Raw genomic sequence first — 15,016 nt, 5'->3', positions numbered from 1 at the left:
CGACAAGGGTTGCGGCTTAGCCCAGCAGGGTAGCCCAGCCTTCAACCACGTCACCGCCCCACTTGGCTTTCCACTCTTTCAGAGTTTTGTGGTTGCCACCTTTGGTTTCGATGACTTCGCCGTTGTGCGGGTTTTTGTATTGTTTAACTTTGCGAGCACGCTTGGTGCCGGTAGTTTTGGCTGCGCCGCCACGTGGTGCCTTGGTTTTGGACTCTGGATCCAGCAGCGCGATGATGTCGCGCAGGGATTTGGAATATTCGCCCATCAGTGTGCGCAGTTTGCCTTCGAATTCCAGCTCGGCTTGCAGTTTGTCGTCTTGCGACAGGTTCTTCAAACGGGCTTGCAGCTCTTTGATAGCTTCTTCGGTGGCACGATATTCGTTGATCAAGGACATGATTACTACCTTATGTGGGAGTGCGCGATGGCAGGGGACAGTGCTGCAATAATAGTCAGGCTGTTTCATCAAGTAAACATTTAACCGGGGTTTTTATTTGAATTAGTTACGTTGAAAAGCCCTGAATTGAATGTTCAGTTAAATATTGTGATGGAGTCTTCACAGATATTCACACAGGGCTGTTCAAGCATGGCTATTGCAGCGCCATCATTCTGGCGTTCGCGAGCGTCAAAAAAGCTGCGACGGGGTGCCGTAAGCCTCCGAGGGTCATCATTACTGCAGTTTTCCCGCGCAGTCGCTAGAATGGCGGCCTTTGCGAAGTTCTGGAGTTTCCCCCTCATGCGCACTTTTCGGTTGGTGATTTCTTGCCCGGACCGCGTTGGCATCGTTGCCAAAGTCAGTAACTTTCTGGCGGCCCACAATGGCTGGATCACCGAAGCGAGCCACCACTCGGATAATCAGGTTGGCTGGTTCTTCATGCGTCACGAAATCCGTGCCGATTCCCTGCCTTTCGGTATCGAGGTGTTGCGCGAGAAGTTTGCACCGATCGCCGAAGAGTTCTCGATGGACTGGCGCATCACCGACACCGAGCAGAAAAAACGCGTGGTGCTGATGGCCAGCCGCGAATCCCACTGCCTGGCCGACCTGCTGCATCGCTGGCACAGCGATGAACTCGATTGCGAGATCTCCTGCGTGATTTCCAACCACGACGACCTGCGCAGCATGGTCGAGTGGCACGGCATTCCTTATTACCACGTGCCAGTCAATCCGCAGGACAAGCAACCGGCCTTTGATGAGGTATCGCGCCTGGTCAAGCAGCACGACGCCGAAGTCGTGGTGCTGGCGCGCTACATGCAGATCCTGCCACCGGACATGTGCCGCGAATACGCGCACAAGGTCATCAACATTCACCACAGCTTCCTGCCGTCGTTCGTCGGTGCCAAACCGTACCACCAGGCCTCGATGCGTGGCGTGAAGCTGATCGGTGCGACCTGCCACTACGTGACCGAAGAGCTGGATGCCGGCCCGATCATCGAGCAGGACGTGGTACGTGTCAGCCACAGCGACAGCATCGAAGACATGGTGCGTTTCGGCCGTGACGTCGAGAAGATGGTGCTGGCCCGTGGCCTGCGTTATCACCTGGAAGACCGCGTGCTGGTGCACGGCAACAAGACCGTGGTGTTCTGATTCAGGATCGTTCCCACGCTCTGCGTGGGAACGCCTCTTCAGACGCTCCGCGTCTGCTTTGGGACGCAGGGCGTCCCGGGCTGCGTTCCCACGCAGAGCGTGGGAACGATCCACGGACCTTGAGGACATACCGATGAGCGATCCACTGGACAAAGCCACGTCCAAAGCCCCCGCCACCCTCGGCGAAGGCTGCCTGAGCCGCTATGACCCGGATGACCTGAGTCCGGAGGACGGCACGGAGTTTCCCGGTGCTGCCGAACTGTGGGAACAACTCAAGGACGAAGAGGATGACCTCAAGAAGCCTGTCTGACGCTCAACAGCTTTTTCAGCAATGGCCGGCCCAGCATCAGTAGAAACACCGGGCCACCGACCAGCAGATAGAAGTAATACGTCACCACCCGCCAGATCAGGATCGCCGCCGCCGCGGTCGATTTGCCGACCATCGGCGCCAGCAGCGCCGCCGAGGTCAATTCCGCTGCACCGGCCCCGCCCGGCAGCAGGCTGAATTGCCCCGCCCCCAGCGAAAGCATCTGGATCAGAAACGTCCAGGCCCACTGCACATCCGCCCCCAGCCCGCGCAACGCCAGATACAGCACGCTGTATCGCAATGACCAATGCACGCAGGTCAGGACGAACACTTTGATCAATGTCTGCCACGGCAACTTCAGCGCATCGGTGAACGCGGCCAGAAAGTGCAGCAACTGCCGCGCCCAGCGCCGTCGGGTGCGGGGTTCGACGTTCATCCCGGCCAACAGGCGTCCGCCCAGGCGGATCAAACGACGGTGATAGCGCGCGACCAATATGCAGCTGAGCAAGCCCCCGGACAGTGAGACGGCGCTGACACTCAGCAGCCATTCCATACGGTCGCTGAGATGCTGGAACAGCGCGTAGATCAGGATCCCGCTGAGGGCGCAGAGGAAGAACAGCAGATCACTCAACTGATCCATCGCAAACACGGCACTGCCCCGGGCCGGGCGCACGCCGCTGCGGGCCAGCAGCGCCATGATCGTCAACGGCCCTCCACTGCCGCCGGGCGTGGCGCACCAGGCGAATTCGGCCGCCATCACCACCCCAAGGCTTTTGACCGGTGTGACCCGGTCACGCTGATCGCCGAGCAACAGCCGCAGGCGCAGGGTGTTGATGCCCCAGCACAGCAGCACCATGGCGAACATGATCAACAGCCAATTCAGCGGGAAAGCCTGCAGGCGCTCCCAGGTCTCGCTGCCGCCAAGCAGGACAGGAACCGCCACGGCCACCAGCAGGCCGATCAGCAGCAGAATGCCGCGACTCAAGCGGCACGCTCGGCTTGCGTGCGCTGGCGTGTCAGCCAGTCGATTTTGGTCATTGGGATGCGCCCGTCCGCCAGCAGTCGTTCAAGGGTGCGCCACCAGTAATCCCGGGAAAAACGGTGGCGCATGTCCACCGGGTGCAAGCCTAGACGAATCACCGGCGCCTGACGCCAGCGCTGCTCGCGCTGTTCGCTGACGATCCTCGATATCCCGCGACGCCAGGCGCTGCGAGCACTCCAGACCAGTCCCGGGGCCTCGACTGCGGCGAAATCCGGCAGGTGATAAAGATGTTGCGGATCACTGGTGTAGCGCAGCGGCAATTCGCGCAGTGCCTGGCGGGTGCCGGCGCTCATCAACCAGGCCGGTGCCACGAAACCATGCAGTGGCCAGCCATGGCGTCGGAACAGATCGATGCCGAGGCGCAGGCGGGCGAGGGCGGCTTCACGGGACAGTTGATAAAACTCGCCTTCATGGGTGTAGATCCGGCGCATGAACCAGTCGTGCGCCGTGCGCGGGCCGGGCTCGGTGTCTTCATGAAAGTGGCCGTGCAGGGCCAGTTCATCGCCGCGTGCGACGCGCTCGTCGAGCATTCGACAAAACGCCGGGTGGGCCTCGAGGGCATCGTGTCGATGGAAATTCGGGACCACCAGCCACGTCATCGGGACGTTGCCCAACCGGTCAACGGCTTCGACAAATTCTCGATAATCGGCCCACGTGGAGGGTGCCACGTCATGCAGCACCAGCATTAACGTCGGGCGCTCGTGAGATTCAGCCATTGGCCACCCGCGGAACCGAATCGCCGAGTACGGCGTGGTAGTGGCCCAGCAGGCTGTCGACCACCGTGTCCCAGGCGTAATTGCGCTCGACATGTTGGCGTGCCTGTTGACCAAGTACGCCAGCCCCGCGACTGAACAGCTCACGCACGGCATTGGCCATGGCTTGCGCATTGTTCGGCGCGCAGAGCAGGCCACAGGATTCGCTGACGATTTCCTCGAACGCCCCGGCCGCCACCGCCACCACCGGAATGCCGCAGGCCATGGCCTCCAGGATCACCAGGCCGAAGGTTTCCTGATCGCCGGCATGAATCAGTGCGTCGGCACTGGCCATCAGCCGCGCGACCTGTGCGGCCGGGCAGAACCGGTCGATCACGCTGACGTTGTCCGGGACGGACGCCGGCATCGACGAACCGACCAGCAGCAAGTGATAACGCGGGCCCAGGCGCTTCATGCAGTCGAGCAGCACCGGCAGGTTTTTCTCCTTGGAGCCCCGGCCGGCGAAGATCAACAGGCGCGAGTCCTCGGCGATCCCCAGTTCGCTGCGCAGCGCGGCGTCGTGGGCATCGGGGTGGAAGGTCTGAAGGTCAACGCCCAACGGTTGCACGAAGACATTGCGCACGCCCAGCCCGCCGAGCTTGTCGGCCATGACCTGGCTGGGCGCCAGCACCCGGTCGAAATTGCCGTACAGCTTGCGCACATACGCATCGACATTCGGCGTGACCCAGTGGCCCATGCGGTTGCCCACCAACAATGGCAGGTCCGAGTGATAGAAACCGATCACCGGCACATCCAGTTGTCGCCGTGCATCGAGCGCGGCCCAGGCGGTGAGGTAAGGGTCGCCGACTTCGATCAGATCGGGTTGCAGATCCTGCAGTACGTTTCGCCAAGGGGCCAGTCGCAAGGGGAACCGATAGCCTTTGCCGAAAGGCAGGGCAGGGGCGGGAACCGTGTAGACGCCATCATCTTCACCGAAATGCGCGCCGGGTATCAGCAGGCTGTGGCGGATCCCGGGCTTCACACCCAGGCGACGGTGCTTGGCATCCAGATAGGTGCGCACGCCGCCGCTGGCCGGGGCGTAGAACATGGTGATGTCAGCGATATGCACGGTGAACGTCCCTCCGCGTTGATCTCCCTTGGTTGACCTTTATCAAGAATAGATGTTCGGTCGGGGTTTCGCGGTGGGGTGCAAGGCCGGTTTCGGAGGGATGTTGGTCGTCTTCGTCGGACAGTTGTGAACGACGAAGACGACCGGGAGAACGGCTTTAAATGCGGAAGCTGCCCACCAGTTGCTTCAAGCGCGAAGCCTGCTGCTCCAGATCCGAGCAAGCCCGCAACGTCGCCTGCAAGTTCTCGACGCCTTCCTGGTTCAGCGTGTTGATCTCGGTGATATCCACGTTGATCGACTCGACCACGGCAGTCTGTTCCTCGGTCGCGGTGGCCACCGACTGGTTCATCCCGTCGATTTCACCGATGCGCTGGGTCACGCTGTTCAGACGTTCGCCGGCGAGGTTGGCGATCTCTACGCTGTCCTGGCTGTGGCGCTGGCTGTCGCTCATGGTGCTGACGGACTCGCGGGCGCCGACTTGCAGCTCCTCGATCATGGTCTGCACCTGTTGCGCCGATTCCTGGGTGCGGTGGGCGAGGTTGCGCACCTCGTCCGCCACCACCGCAAATCCGCGCCCGGCTTCACCGGCCCGCGCTGCTTCAATGGCCGCGTTGAGCGCCAGCAGGTTGGTTTGCTGGGAAATGCTGGTGATCACTTCCAGGATCTGGCCGATGTTCACGGTCTTGCTGTTCAGCGATTCGATATTGCTGCTGGATGCGCTGAGCATGCTCGACAGTTGGTTCATCGCCTTGATGCTGCGCTCCACCACTTGCTGACCGTCTTCGGCCAGGCCACGGGCGTCGCTGGCCTGGGTCGAGGCTTGTGCGGCGTTGCGGGCGATTTCCTGGGCGGCGGCGCCGAGTTGGTTGATGGCGGCGGCCACGCTGTTGGTGCGCGAGGCTTGCTGGTCGGAGTTGTACATCGACGAGTTGGACGCCGCGACCACGCGCAGGGCGACTTCGTTGACCTGGCCGGTGGCCGACGACACTTCGCGGATCGAGCCGTGGATACGTTCGACGAAACGGTTGAACGCCGTGCCGAGCACGCCGAACTCGTCCTGGTTCTGGATGGTCAGGCGTTTGGTCAGGTCGCCTTCGCCATCCGCAATGTCTTCCATGGCGCGGGTCATCACGTGCAGCGGCTGGATCAGAATGCGGATCAGCATGCCAAGCAGGGCGATGATGATCGCCACGGCAATCGCGGTCGCGATCACGGCCGAAGTGCGGAATTCGCTGAGCATCGAGAAGGCTTTGTCCTTGTCCACCGACAAGCCGATATACCAGTTCACCGACGGCAGGTCCTTGATCGGGGTGAAGTTGACGATGCGGGTCTTGCCGTCGACGGTGATTTCACTGAAATCGCTGCTGATGCGCGGGGTGTCCTGCGGATAGGCTTCCTTCAGGGACTTCATCACCAGCGCTTTGTCCGGATGCACCAGGATCTTGCCGTCGGCGCTGACCAGGAACGCGTAGCCCATGCCGGAGAAATCCCGGGCGCTGAGGGTGTTGATCAGGGTTTGCAGGCTCAGGTCGCCGCCCACCACGCCGACGCTCTGGCCGGCCTTCTTCGCGGCGGTGGCGATGGAAATGATGGTCTGGCCGGTGGCCGCGTCGATGTACGGTTCGGTCAGGGTCGAGGTGCTGCTGCTTTCGGCACCTTTATACCAAGGGCGAACACGCGGATCGAAACCATCTGGCATCTTCGCGTCCGGGCGGATGGTGAAGTGCCCGGTGGCATCGCCGAGGTAGGACGCCATGAAGGTCGAGGTCAGGGCTTTCTGTTCCAGCAGGCTGGCGACGGCGGCGGGCTCGGGATTGATGGCGATATTCTGGGCAGCGTTCTCGATCAGCAGGATGCGCCCGCTGAGCCAGGTCTGGATATTGTCGGCTGTGACCTCGCCCATCTCGTTGAGGTAATTGTCCAGGTCCTCGCGAATCGCATTGCGCTGCAACCAGTCGTTGTACAGCGTGAACGAGGCAAAGGCGGCAATGACGATGAGGGCGGCGGCAAGCAAAATTTTGTGGCTGAAACGCAGATTTTTGTTCATGGCTTGGGGTTCCGCTAAGGTCTTATTATTCAGGGCGTGCTTCTATAGATGCTCGCTAGGTGGGCTTGATGAGTACAAGCAGGTATTTCCGCTTCTCCTTAGGGAAATCTCCGATGCGGATGTCAGTCGCATCTGTCACCTTTAGCTATCGGCCATGATCGACAAAGATTAACCATTGGGTGACCAAATGCCTGACTCCTCGCAACTCGTAATCGGCGCCGACCTCGCCGGGCAACCGATCGCTCAGGCCATGCGCCTGGCCAACCGTCACGGACTGGTGGCCGGGGCCACCGGTACCGGCAAGACGGTCACCTTGCAGCGCCTGGCCGAGGAATTCAGCGACGCCGGGGTCGCGGTGTTCGCCGCCGACGTCAAGGGCGACCTGTGCGGTCTCGGTGCTGCCGGCAACCCTCAGGGCAAGATCGCCGAGCGCATCACCGGCATGCCGTGGCTCAATCACAAGCCTCAGGCGTATCCCGTGACCTTGTGGGACATCCACGGTCAGTCCGGTCATCCGCTGCGCACTACGTTGAGTGAAATGGGCCCGCTGCTGATCGGCGCCTTGCTGGAACTGACCGACAGCCAGCAGTCGGCGCTGTACGCAGCGTTCAAGGTGGCGGATCGCGAAGGCCTGTTGTTGCTGGATCTCAAAGATCTGAAGGCACTGCTCAATCATCTCAAGGACAATCCGCAGCTGCTGGGCGAAGACGCGGCGCTGTTCACCACCGGCTCCAGCCAGGCGCTGTTGCGGCGTCTGGCGACGCTGGAGCAGCAGGGCGCCGAGGCGTTGTTCGGCGAGCCGGCGTTGCAACTGGAAGATATTCTGCAACCGACCGCTGACGGTCGCGGGCGCATCCATTTGCTGGATGCCAGTCGTCTGGTGCATGAGGCGCCGAAGGTCTACGCGACTTTCCTGCTGTGGCTGCTGGCCGAGCTGTTCGAGCAATTGCCTGAGCGTGGCGATGCCGACAAACCGTTGCTGGCGCTGTTTTTCGATGAGGCGCATTTGTTGTTCGGTGACACGCCCAAGGCATTGCAGGAGCGGCTTGAGCAAGTGGTGCGGCTGATTCGCTCGAAAGGTGTGGGCGTGTATTTCGTCACCCAGTCGCCGGGCGATCTGCCGGACGATGTGCTGGCGCAACTGGGGCTGCGGATCCAGCACGGCCTGCGCGCATTTACTGCCAAGGAGCAGAAATCCCTGCGGGCGGTGGCGGATGGCTTCCGGCCGAATCCGGCGTTCGACACATTGTCGGTGCTCACCGAACTCGGGATTGGCGAGGCCCTGGTCGGCACCTTGCAAGAAAAGGGCACGCCGGAAATGGCGCAGCGGGTGCTGGTGGCGCCGCCGCAATCGCGGATCGGGCCGTTGACCGAGACTGAGCGCACAATGCTGATCGCCGGTTCGCCGTTCAAGGGCCGTTATGACAAACCGATTGATCGCGAGTCGGCCTATGAAATCCTGATGGGCCGCAAGGGGCTGGCGCCGGAGGCTGAAGCGGCGCCGGGCAAACCGGCGGCTGAAGAGCCGAGTCTGGCGGACAAGGCCGGAGAATTTCTCGGCACGGCGGCGGGGCAGGCGCTCAAGTCGGCGATGCGCCAGGCAGCGAACTCGCTGGGTAAACAATTGGTGCGCGGCCTGATGGGGTCATTGCTCGGCGGCAGCAAACGCCGCTGATCAACAAGGCTCAGGACTTGGGTTTGGCGTGGGCGGCCAGTCGTTCCAGTGCCGCCCGCAGATTCGGATCGCTGATCCCGTCGGCGGTGGCCTGGATGGTCGCCGCCGCATCCGTCGACAGGTCGATCGTCGGCCCGTTCGCCTCGCGCTGGAGGGTCGGTGGCCGCACGGCGAACTTGATCCGCGTCAGATTGGCGAACTCGTCGAACATCTGCAGTTGCCGTTGCAGGCGTTTCTGCTGATAGCGCAGACGCGTGGCCCAATGACCGTCGGTGACGATCAGCAAAAGCTCGCCTTCGCGCCACTTGGCCACATGGCAGTGTTCACGGGCGGCGGGTTGCAGCTGGCTTTCGAGCAGACGTTGCAGATGAGCCAGGCGCTGGGCGTGACCGAGGATGGCTTTCAACGGCCTGGCTTCGCGTAGCAGAACGGCGGGCGCTCTGGCTGTGAGAGGGCGAAATGCCATGATCTAGAACCTGAAGTTGCAGAGGCGCCATGGTAGCAGATAGCACCCATTTCACTCGCCCATTGCTTTTGTCCCTGCTTTGCCCATTAAATCAACAACTAACTTCTTCGCTGTACGGCTTGAAGTTGAGCAAAACGCCCCTATTTTAAGTGAGCCCCGTCAAAGCGCAGTGCCAGCATCGTGGAATATCCCCACTTTCCTCACCACCGTTTCCGGGTAGAATGCTCGTTCGCATGCGGCCATGAGGGCTGCACGGGCGACTCACGGGGCCGCCCTCCATCCCTTTAGTGTGGAAGATCCTGCCGATATGTTTGCGCCTTTGTTAAAGAAACTTTTTGGAAGCAAGAACGAGCGTGAAGTCAAACGCATGCTCAAGACGGTGCAGCTCGTCAATGCCTTCGAAGAGAAGATGGTCGCCCTCTCGGACGATCAACTGCGCGCCAAGACCGCAGAGTTCAAAGACCGCATTGCCAAGGGGGAGACCCTTGATCAGCTGTTGCCGGAAGCCTTTGCGGTTGCCCGCGAAGCCGGCAAGCGGGTCATGGGCATGCGCCACTTCGACGTCCAGCTGATTGGCGGCATGACCTTGCACGAAGGCAAGATTGCCGAAATGCGCACCGGTGAAGGCAAGACCCTGGTGGGTACCCTGGGCGTTTACCTCAACGCGCTGTCCGGCAAGGGCGTGCACGTTGTGACCGTGAACGATTACCTGGCCCGCCGCGACGCCAACTGGATGCGTCCGCTGTATGAATTCCTCGGCCTGAGCGTCGGCATCGTGACGCCTTTCCAGCCGCCGGAAGAGAAACGCGCCGCCTACGCCGCCGACATCACCTACGGCACCAACAACGAATTCGGTTTCGACTACCTGCGCGACAACATGGCGTTCAGCATGGAAGAGAAATTCCAGCGCGAACTCAATTTTGCCGTGATCGACGAAGTCGACTCCATCCTCATTGACGAAGCGCGTACTCCGCTGATCATTTCCGGTCAGGCCGAGGACAGTTCCAGGCTGTACATCGAGATCAACAAGCTGATCCCGAAACTCAAGCTGCACGTCGAAGAAGTCGAAGGCGAAGTCACCCAGGAAGGCCACTACACCGTTGACGAGAAGACCCGTCAGGTCGAACTCAACGAAGCCGGTCACCAGTTCATCGAAGACCAACTGACCAGCATCGGCCTGCTGGCCGAAGGCGAGAGCCTGTACTCGGCGCACAACCTGAGCCTGCTGACACACGTCTACGCCGGTCTGCGTGCGCACAAGCTGTTCCATCGCAACGTTGAATACATCGTGCAGGACGGTCAGGTCGTACTGGTCGACGAACACACCGGTCGTACCATGCCCGGCCGTCGTCTGTCCGAAGGCCTGCACCAGGCCATCGAGGCCAAGGAAAACCTGAACATCCAGGCCGAGAGCCAGACGCTGGCATCGACCACGTTCCAGAACTACTTCCGTCTGTACGACAAGTTGTCCGGCATGACCGGTACCGCGGACACCGAAGCGTTCGAATTCCATCAGATCTATGGCCTGCAAGTCGTCGTGATCCCGACCAACAAGCCGTTGGCCCGTAAGGACTACAACGACCTGGTGTTCCTGACCGCCGAAGAGAAATACGCGGCGATCGTCAATGACATCAAGGAAAGCATGGCCGCCGGCCGGCCGGTGCTGGTGGGTACTGCGACCATCGAAACCTCCGAGCACATGTCCGCATTGCTCGAGAAGGAAGGCATCGAACACAAGGTTCTGAACGCCAAGTTCCACGAAAAAGAAGCTGAAATCATTGCGCAGGCCGGTCGTCCGGGCGCCCTGACCATCGCCACCAACATGGCCGGTCGTGGTACCGACATCCTGTTGGGCGGCAACTGGGAAGTTGAAGTCGCATCGCTGGAAAACCCGACCCCTGAGCAGATCGCCCAGATCAAGGCCGACTGGCAGAAGCGTCACCAGCAAGTGCTGGAGTCCGGCGGCTTGCAGGTGATCGCGTCCGAGCGTCACGAATCCCGTCGTATCGACAACCAGCTGCGTGGTCGTGCCGGCCGTCAGGGTGACGCCGGTTCCAGCCGCTTCTACCTGTCGCTGGAAGACAGCCTGATGCGCATCTTCGCCTCCGACCGGGTGAAGAACTTCATGAAGGCCCTGGGCATGCAGCCTGGCGAAGCGATCGAGCACCGCATGGTGACCAACGCCATCGAGAAGGCACAGCGCAAGGTTGAAGGCCGCAACTTCGACATTCGCAAGCAACTGCTCGAGTTCGACGACGTCAACAACGAACAGCGTAAAGTGATCTATCACATGCGTAACACGTTGCTCGCCGCGGACAACATCGGCGAAACCATCGCTGATTTCCGTCAGGACGTCCTGAACGCCACCGTCAGCGCGCACATTCCGCCGCAATCGCTGCCAGAGCAGTGGGACGTGGCCGGTCTGGAAGCGTCGATCGCCAGCGACTTCGGCGTGAAACTGCCGATCCAGCAATGGCTCGACGAAGACGATCACTTGTACGAAGAAACCCTGCGCGAGAAGCTGATGAACGAGCTGATCGCCGCGTACAACGAAAAAGAAGACCAGGCTGGCGCCGAAGCCCTGCGCTCGTTCGAGAAGCAGATCGTGCTGCGCGTTCTGGACGACCTGTGGAAAGACCACCTGTCGACCATGGATCATCTGCGTCACGGCATCCACTTGCGTGGTTATGCGCAGAAGAACCCGAAGCAGGAATACAAGCGCGAGTCCTTCACGCTGTTCTCCGAACTGCTGGATTCGATCAAGCGCGACTCGATCCGTGTGCTGTCGCACGTTCAGGTTCGCCGCGAAGATCCGGCCGAAGAAGAGCAACGCCTGCGTCAGGAAGCCGAAGCGCTGGCCGCGCGCATGCAGTTTGAACACGCTGAAGCGCCAGGTCTGGATCAACCGGAAGCACTGGTCGGTGAAGAGGTCGACGTGGCCCTCGCCACCGCCCCGGTGCGCAACGAGCAGAAGCTGGGCCGCAACGAACTGTGCTACTGCGGTTCGGGCAAGAAATTCAAGCATTGCCACGGGCAGATCCAGTAAAACCCGTTTCAATCGCTGAAATACCCGCGCCGCGACCGGCACCAGCCGTCGCGGCGTTTTGCCATTTACACCACCGTCACTACGCTTGGCGGTGCTGACATCATTGAGTAAGGAGCGCATTCATGGCTGTTGGTCTTGGTCCTTTGCCAACGTTGCACCCGGTTGCCGGTTTTGAACTCGGTATCGCTTCGGCCGGCATCAAGCGCCCGGGGCGCAAGGATGTCGTCGTGATGCGCTGTGCCGAAGGTTCCACCGTGGCCGGCGTGTTCACGTTGAACGCTTTCTGTGCAGCGCCGGTGATCCTGGCCAAGAAACGCGTGCAGAACGCTGTGCGCTACCTGTTGACCAACACCGGCAACGCCAACGCTGGCACCGGCGAACCGGGCCTGGCTGCCGCCGAGCGCACCACCGCCAAACTGGCTGAACTGACCGGCGTTGATGCCAGCCAGATCCTGCCGTACTCCACCGGCGTGATCGGCGAGCCGCTGCCGGTCGAGAAGATCGAAGGCGCTCTGCAGGCTGCGCTGGACGATCTGTCGGAAAATAACTGGGAAGCCGCCGCCACCGGCATCATGACCACCGACACGCTGCCAAAAGGCGCCAGCCGCCAGTTCCAGCATGACGGCGTGACCATCACCGTCACCGGCATCAGCAAGGGTGCAGGCATGATTCGTCCGAACATGGCGACCATGCTCGGCTACATCGCCACCGACGCCAAAGTCTCTCGTGACGTGCTGCACAACCTGATGCTGGACGGCGCCAACAAGTCGTTCAACCGCATCACCATCGACGGCGACACCTCGACCAACGACTGCTGCATGCTGATCGCCACCGGCAAGGCCGCACTGCCGGAAATCACCCGCGCCGAAGGTGAGCTGTTCGCCAAGCTGAAACAGGCCGTGTTCGAAGTTTGCATGGACGTGGCCCAGGCCATCGTGCGTGACGGCGAAGGCGCGACCAAGTTCGTGACCGTTGAAGTCAACGGCGGCGGCAATCACCAGGAATGCCTGGACGTCGGCTACACCGTGGCCCACTCGCCGCTGATCAAGACCGCGCTGTTCGCCTCCGACCCGAACTGGGGCCGCATCCTCGCCGCTGTCGGCCGTGCCGGCGTGCCGGACCTGGATGTGAGCAAGATCGACGTGTTCCTCGGCGACGTGTGCATCGCCAGCCGTGGCGCCCGCGCCGCGACCTACACCGAAGCCCAGGGCTCGGCAGTGATGCAGCAGGAAGAAATCACCATCCGTATCGAACTGGGTCGCGGCGATTGCAGCGAAACCATCTGGACCACCGACCTGTCCCACGAGTACGTGAAGATCAACGCCGAATACCGCACCTGATCCCTGCCGAAGAAGGAGGTCTGCGGACCTCCTTTTCTTCTGTCCCATGAAAGGACCCGAACATGAGCCTTCACCTGATCATCGGCGACAAACTGCTTTCCTCCTGGTCCCTGCGCGCGGCACTGGCGCTTGAACTGACCGGTGCGCCCTACACCGAAGAACTGGTCAAGCTCGGCAAGCCTGACACCCGCGAGCGACTGCTCAAGCATTCGCCCACCGGCAAGGTGCCGCTGCTGAAAACCGCCCGTGGCACCGTCGCCGATTCTATGGCGATTGCCGAATACCTGGCCGAACAGTTTCCTTCCGAACAACTCTGGCCGACCGATATCGCCGCCCGTGCCCAGGCCCGATCCGCCTGCGCACAGATGCACAGCGGCTTCTTCGCCATGCGCAATCACATGCCGTTCAACCTGAGCCACGATGCGCCACTTAACCCTGTGCCGCCGGAGGTGAAGGTCGATATCGAGCGCATGCTCGCGCTGTGGGCCGAATGCCGTGCTGTCGCGACCGAGCCTGGGCCTTACCTGTTTGGTCGGGTGTCGCTGGCCGATGCGTTCTTCGCACCGATTGCCGTGCGCCTGCGCACCTATCAGGTGAAGTTGCCGGCCGATGATGAAGCCTATGTTGAAACCGTCTACCAATGGCCTGCCTTCAAGGCCTGGCAAAAGGCAGGACTGGAGGAGTTGCAGTCGTGAAACGCGTACACGTCGCTGCTGCCGTCATTCGTGACGACAGCGGCAAAATTCTGATCGCCCGGCGTGCCGATACCCAGCATCAAGGCGGCCTCTGGGAATTTCCCGGTGGCAAGGTCGAAGCTGATGAGTCGGTGCAAACCGCGCTGGCTCGGGAGCTGCACGAAGAGTTGGGCATTGTCGTCGGCGCCGCGCGGCCGCTGATCAAGGTTCGCCATGATTACCCGGACAAGCAGGTGTTGCTGGATGTCTGGGAAGTTTCGAGCTTCACCGGGGAACCCCATGGCGCCGAAGGCCAGCCATTAGCCTGGGTCTCGGCCAGGGAGCTGACGGATTACGAATTCCCGGCGGCCAACCAGCCGATTGTCGCGGCAGCGCGTCTGCCTGCTGAATACCTGATCACCCCGGAAGATCTGGAAACCCCGGCCTTGCTGCGCGGTATCCAGAAGGCAATCGCCGGTGGCATCAAACTGATCCAGTTGCGTGCGCCGAATGGCTATGACCCGAAGTACCGCGATCTGGCGGTAGATGCGGTCGGCCTGTGTGCCGGCAAGGCGCAGTTGATGATCAAGGGCCCGTTCGAGTGGTTGGGCGATTTCCCGTCCGCTGGCTGGCACATCACCTCGGCACAACTGCGCAAGTACGCGGCGGCGGGGCGCCCGCTGCCGGCGGAGCGCTGGTTGGCAGCGTCCTGCCACAACGCTGAAGAACTGGCACTGGCCGAGCAGATGGGTGTGGATTTCGTCACCCTGTCGCCGGTGCAGCCGACCCTGACTCACCCGGATGCACAGCCGTTGGGTTGGGAGCAGGCTTCGACGCTGATCGAAGGCTTCAGCAAGCCGGTGTTTCTGTTGGGTGGCGTCGGCCCGGCGGAGCGCGAAAAAGCGTGGGATGCCGGGGCTCAGGGTGTGGCGGGGATTCGGGCGTTCTGGCCACAGGCCTGAGTTTGCGGTGAGGCCAGTGGCCTCATCGCTGGCAAGCCAGCTCCCACAGGTTTA

The 15,016-nt window shown here is 61.4% G+C and carries 13 protein-coding genes and 1 pseudogene; 7 read left to right on the top strand and 7 right to left on the bottom strand.

Features of this window, described 5'->3' with window-relative positions; all coding sequences use genetic code 11:
• Positions 1 to 16: 16 nt before the first annotated feature.
• Positions 17 to 394, bottom strand: coding sequence for a histone-like nucleoid-structuring protein MvaT (gene mvaT, locus ACTJK7_RS05975; RefSeq protein ID WP_007951234.1), 378 nt, complete (start codon positions 392 to 394; stop codon positions 17 to 19).
• A gap of 339 nt (positions 395 to 733) precedes the next feature.
• On the opposite strand from mvaT, the gene purU reads away from it, so the two are divergent.
• Entirely contained in the window at positions 734 to 1,582 is an 849-nt protein-coding gene (gene purU, locus ACTJK7_RS05970) for a formyltetrahydrofolate deformylase (protein ID WP_011335666.1), read from the top strand.
• Positions 1,583 to 1,715: 133 nt separating this feature from the next.
• Entirely contained in the window at positions 1,716 to 1,892 is a 177-nt protein-coding gene (locus ACTJK7_RS05965) for a hypothetical protein (RefSeq protein WP_007951232.1), read from the top strand.
• Here the strand turns inward: ACTJK7_RS05965 and ACTJK7_RS05960 are convergent.
• The 5 genes and pseudogenes from ACTJK7_RS05960 to ACTJK7_RS05940 form a co-directional block, all read right to left on the bottom strand.
• Complete coding sequence (locus ACTJK7_RS05960) at positions 1,876 to 2,874, bottom strand: lysylphosphatidylglycerol synthase transmembrane domain-containing protein (RefSeq protein WP_440779845.1); 999 nt, start codon at positions 2,872 to 2,874, stop codon at positions 1,876 to 1,878. The genes ACTJK7_RS05965 and ACTJK7_RS05960 overlap by 17 nt on opposite strands.
• Complete coding sequence (locus tag ACTJK7_RS05955) at positions 2,871 to 3,647, bottom strand: polysaccharide deacetylase family protein (RefSeq protein WP_323151288.1); 777 nt, start codon at positions 3,645 to 3,647, stop codon at positions 2,871 to 2,873. The genes ACTJK7_RS05960 and ACTJK7_RS05955 overlap by 4 nt, the downstream gene beginning before the upstream one ends.
• Positions 3,640 to 4,752, bottom strand: coding sequence for a glycosyltransferase family 4 protein (locus tag ACTJK7_RS05950; RefSeq protein ID WP_108563089.1), 1,113 nt, complete (start codon positions 4,750 to 4,752; stop codon positions 3,640 to 3,642). The genes ACTJK7_RS05955 and ACTJK7_RS05950 overlap by 8 nt, the downstream gene beginning before the upstream one ends.
• 157 nt (positions 4,753 to 4,909) lie before the next feature.
• Positions 4,910 to 5,674: a methyl-accepting chemotaxis protein gene (locus ACTJK7_RS05945; RefSeq protein ID WP_371915539.1), complete on the bottom strand. Its 765-nt coding sequence runs from the start codon at positions 5,672 to 5,674 to the stop codon at positions 4,910 to 4,912.
• Positions 5,675 to 5,767: 93 nt separating this feature from the next.
• A pseudogene (locus ACTJK7_RS05940) lies at positions 5,768 to 6,799 on the bottom strand (HAMP domain-containing protein); the annotation flags it as partial.
• Positions 6,800 to 6,986: 187 nt separating this feature from the next.
• Here ACTJK7_RS05940 and ACTJK7_RS05935 point away from each other — a divergent pair.
• Positions 6,987 to 8,474, top strand: a complete 1,488-nt coding sequence (locus ACTJK7_RS05935; RefSeq protein WP_108563710.1) for a helicase HerA-like domain-containing protein — start codon at positions 6,987 to 6,989, stop codon at positions 8,472 to 8,474.
• Between the two features lie 10 nt (positions 8,475 to 8,484).
• On the opposite strand, the gene ACTJK7_RS05930 is transcribed toward ACTJK7_RS05935, so the two are convergent.
• On the bottom strand, positions 8,485 to 8,940 hold the full coding sequence (locus tag ACTJK7_RS05930) for a DUF721 domain-containing protein (protein WP_064383764.1): 456 nt from the start codon (positions 8,938 to 8,940) through the stop codon (positions 8,485 to 8,487).
• A gap of 307 nt (positions 8,941 to 9,247) precedes the next feature.
• On the opposite strand from ACTJK7_RS05930, the gene secA reads away from it, so the two are divergent.
• From secA to ACTJK7_RS05910, 4 genes are all read left to right on the top strand, one after another.
• Entirely contained in the window at positions 9,248 to 11,986 is a 2,739-nt protein-coding gene (gene secA, locus ACTJK7_RS05925) for a preprotein translocase subunit SecA (RefSeq protein ID WP_108563087.1), read from the top strand.
• A gap of 122 nt (positions 11,987 to 12,108) precedes the next feature.
• Complete coding sequence (gene argJ, locus ACTJK7_RS05920) at positions 12,109 to 13,326, top strand: bifunctional glutamate N-acetyltransferase/amino-acid acetyltransferase ArgJ (RefSeq protein WP_108563086.1); 1,218 nt, start codon at positions 12,109 to 12,111, stop codon at positions 13,324 to 13,326.
• A gap of 62 nt (positions 13,327 to 13,388) precedes the next feature.
• Positions 13,389 to 14,021, top strand: coding sequence for a glutathione S-transferase family protein (locus ACTJK7_RS05915; protein ID WP_108563085.1), 633 nt, complete (start codon positions 13,389 to 13,391; stop codon positions 14,019 to 14,021).
• Entirely contained in the window at positions 14,018 to 14,962 is a 945-nt protein-coding gene (locus tag ACTJK7_RS05910; protein ID WP_323151285.1) for a Nudix family hydrolase, read from the top strand. Before ACTJK7_RS05915 ends, ACTJK7_RS05910 begins: the two co-directional genes overlap by 4 nt.
• Positions 14,963 to 15,016 lie beyond the last annotated feature (54 nt).

This window comes from Pseudomonas sp. 22085 (assembly GCF_052045815.1).
In the GTDB taxonomy this organism is placed as follows: domain Bacteria; phylum Pseudomonadota; class Gammaproteobacteria; order Pseudomonadales; family Pseudomonadaceae; genus Aquipseudomonas; species Aquipseudomonas glycinae.
This window is presented reverse-complemented; position numbering and strand designations above follow the sequence as displayed.

Coding starts and splice junctions, on each gene's coding strand:
- mvaT (WP_007951234.1), bottom strand. CDS start 394: ATGTCCTTGATCAACGAATATCGTGCCACCGAAGAAGCTATCAAAGAG.
- purU (WP_011335666.1), top strand. CDS start 734: ATGCGCACTTTTCGGTTGGTGATTTCTTGCCCGGACCGCGTTGGCATC.
- ACTJK7_RS05965 (WP_007951232.1), top strand. CDS start 1,716: ATGAGCGATCCACTGGACAAAGCCACGTCCAAAGCCCCCGCCACCCTC.
- ACTJK7_RS05955 (WP_323151288.1), bottom strand. CDS start 3,647: ATGGCTGAATCTCACGAGCGCCCGACGTTAATGCTGGTGCTGCATGAC.
- ACTJK7_RS05945 (WP_371915539.1), bottom strand. CDS start 5,674: ATGTACAACTCCGACCAGCAAGCCTCGCGCACCAACAGCGTGGCCGCC.
- ACTJK7_RS05935 (WP_108563710.1), top strand. CDS start 6,987: ATGCCTGACTCCTCGCAACTCGTAATCGGCGCCGACCTCGCCGGGCAA.
- ACTJK7_RS05930 (WP_064383764.1), bottom strand. CDS start 8,940: ATGGCATTTCGCCCTCTCACAGCCAGAGCGCCCGCCGTTCTGCTACGC.
- secA (WP_108563087.1), top strand. CDS start 9,248: ATGTTTGCGCCTTTGTTAAAGAAACTTTTTGGAAGCAAGAACGAGCGT.
- argJ (WP_108563086.1), top strand. CDS start 12,109: ATGGCTGTTGGTCTTGGTCCTTTGCCAACGTTGCACCCGGTTGCCGGT.
- ACTJK7_RS05915 (WP_108563085.1), top strand. CDS start 13,389: ATGAGCCTTCACCTGATCATCGGCGACAAACTGCTTTCCTCCTGGTCC.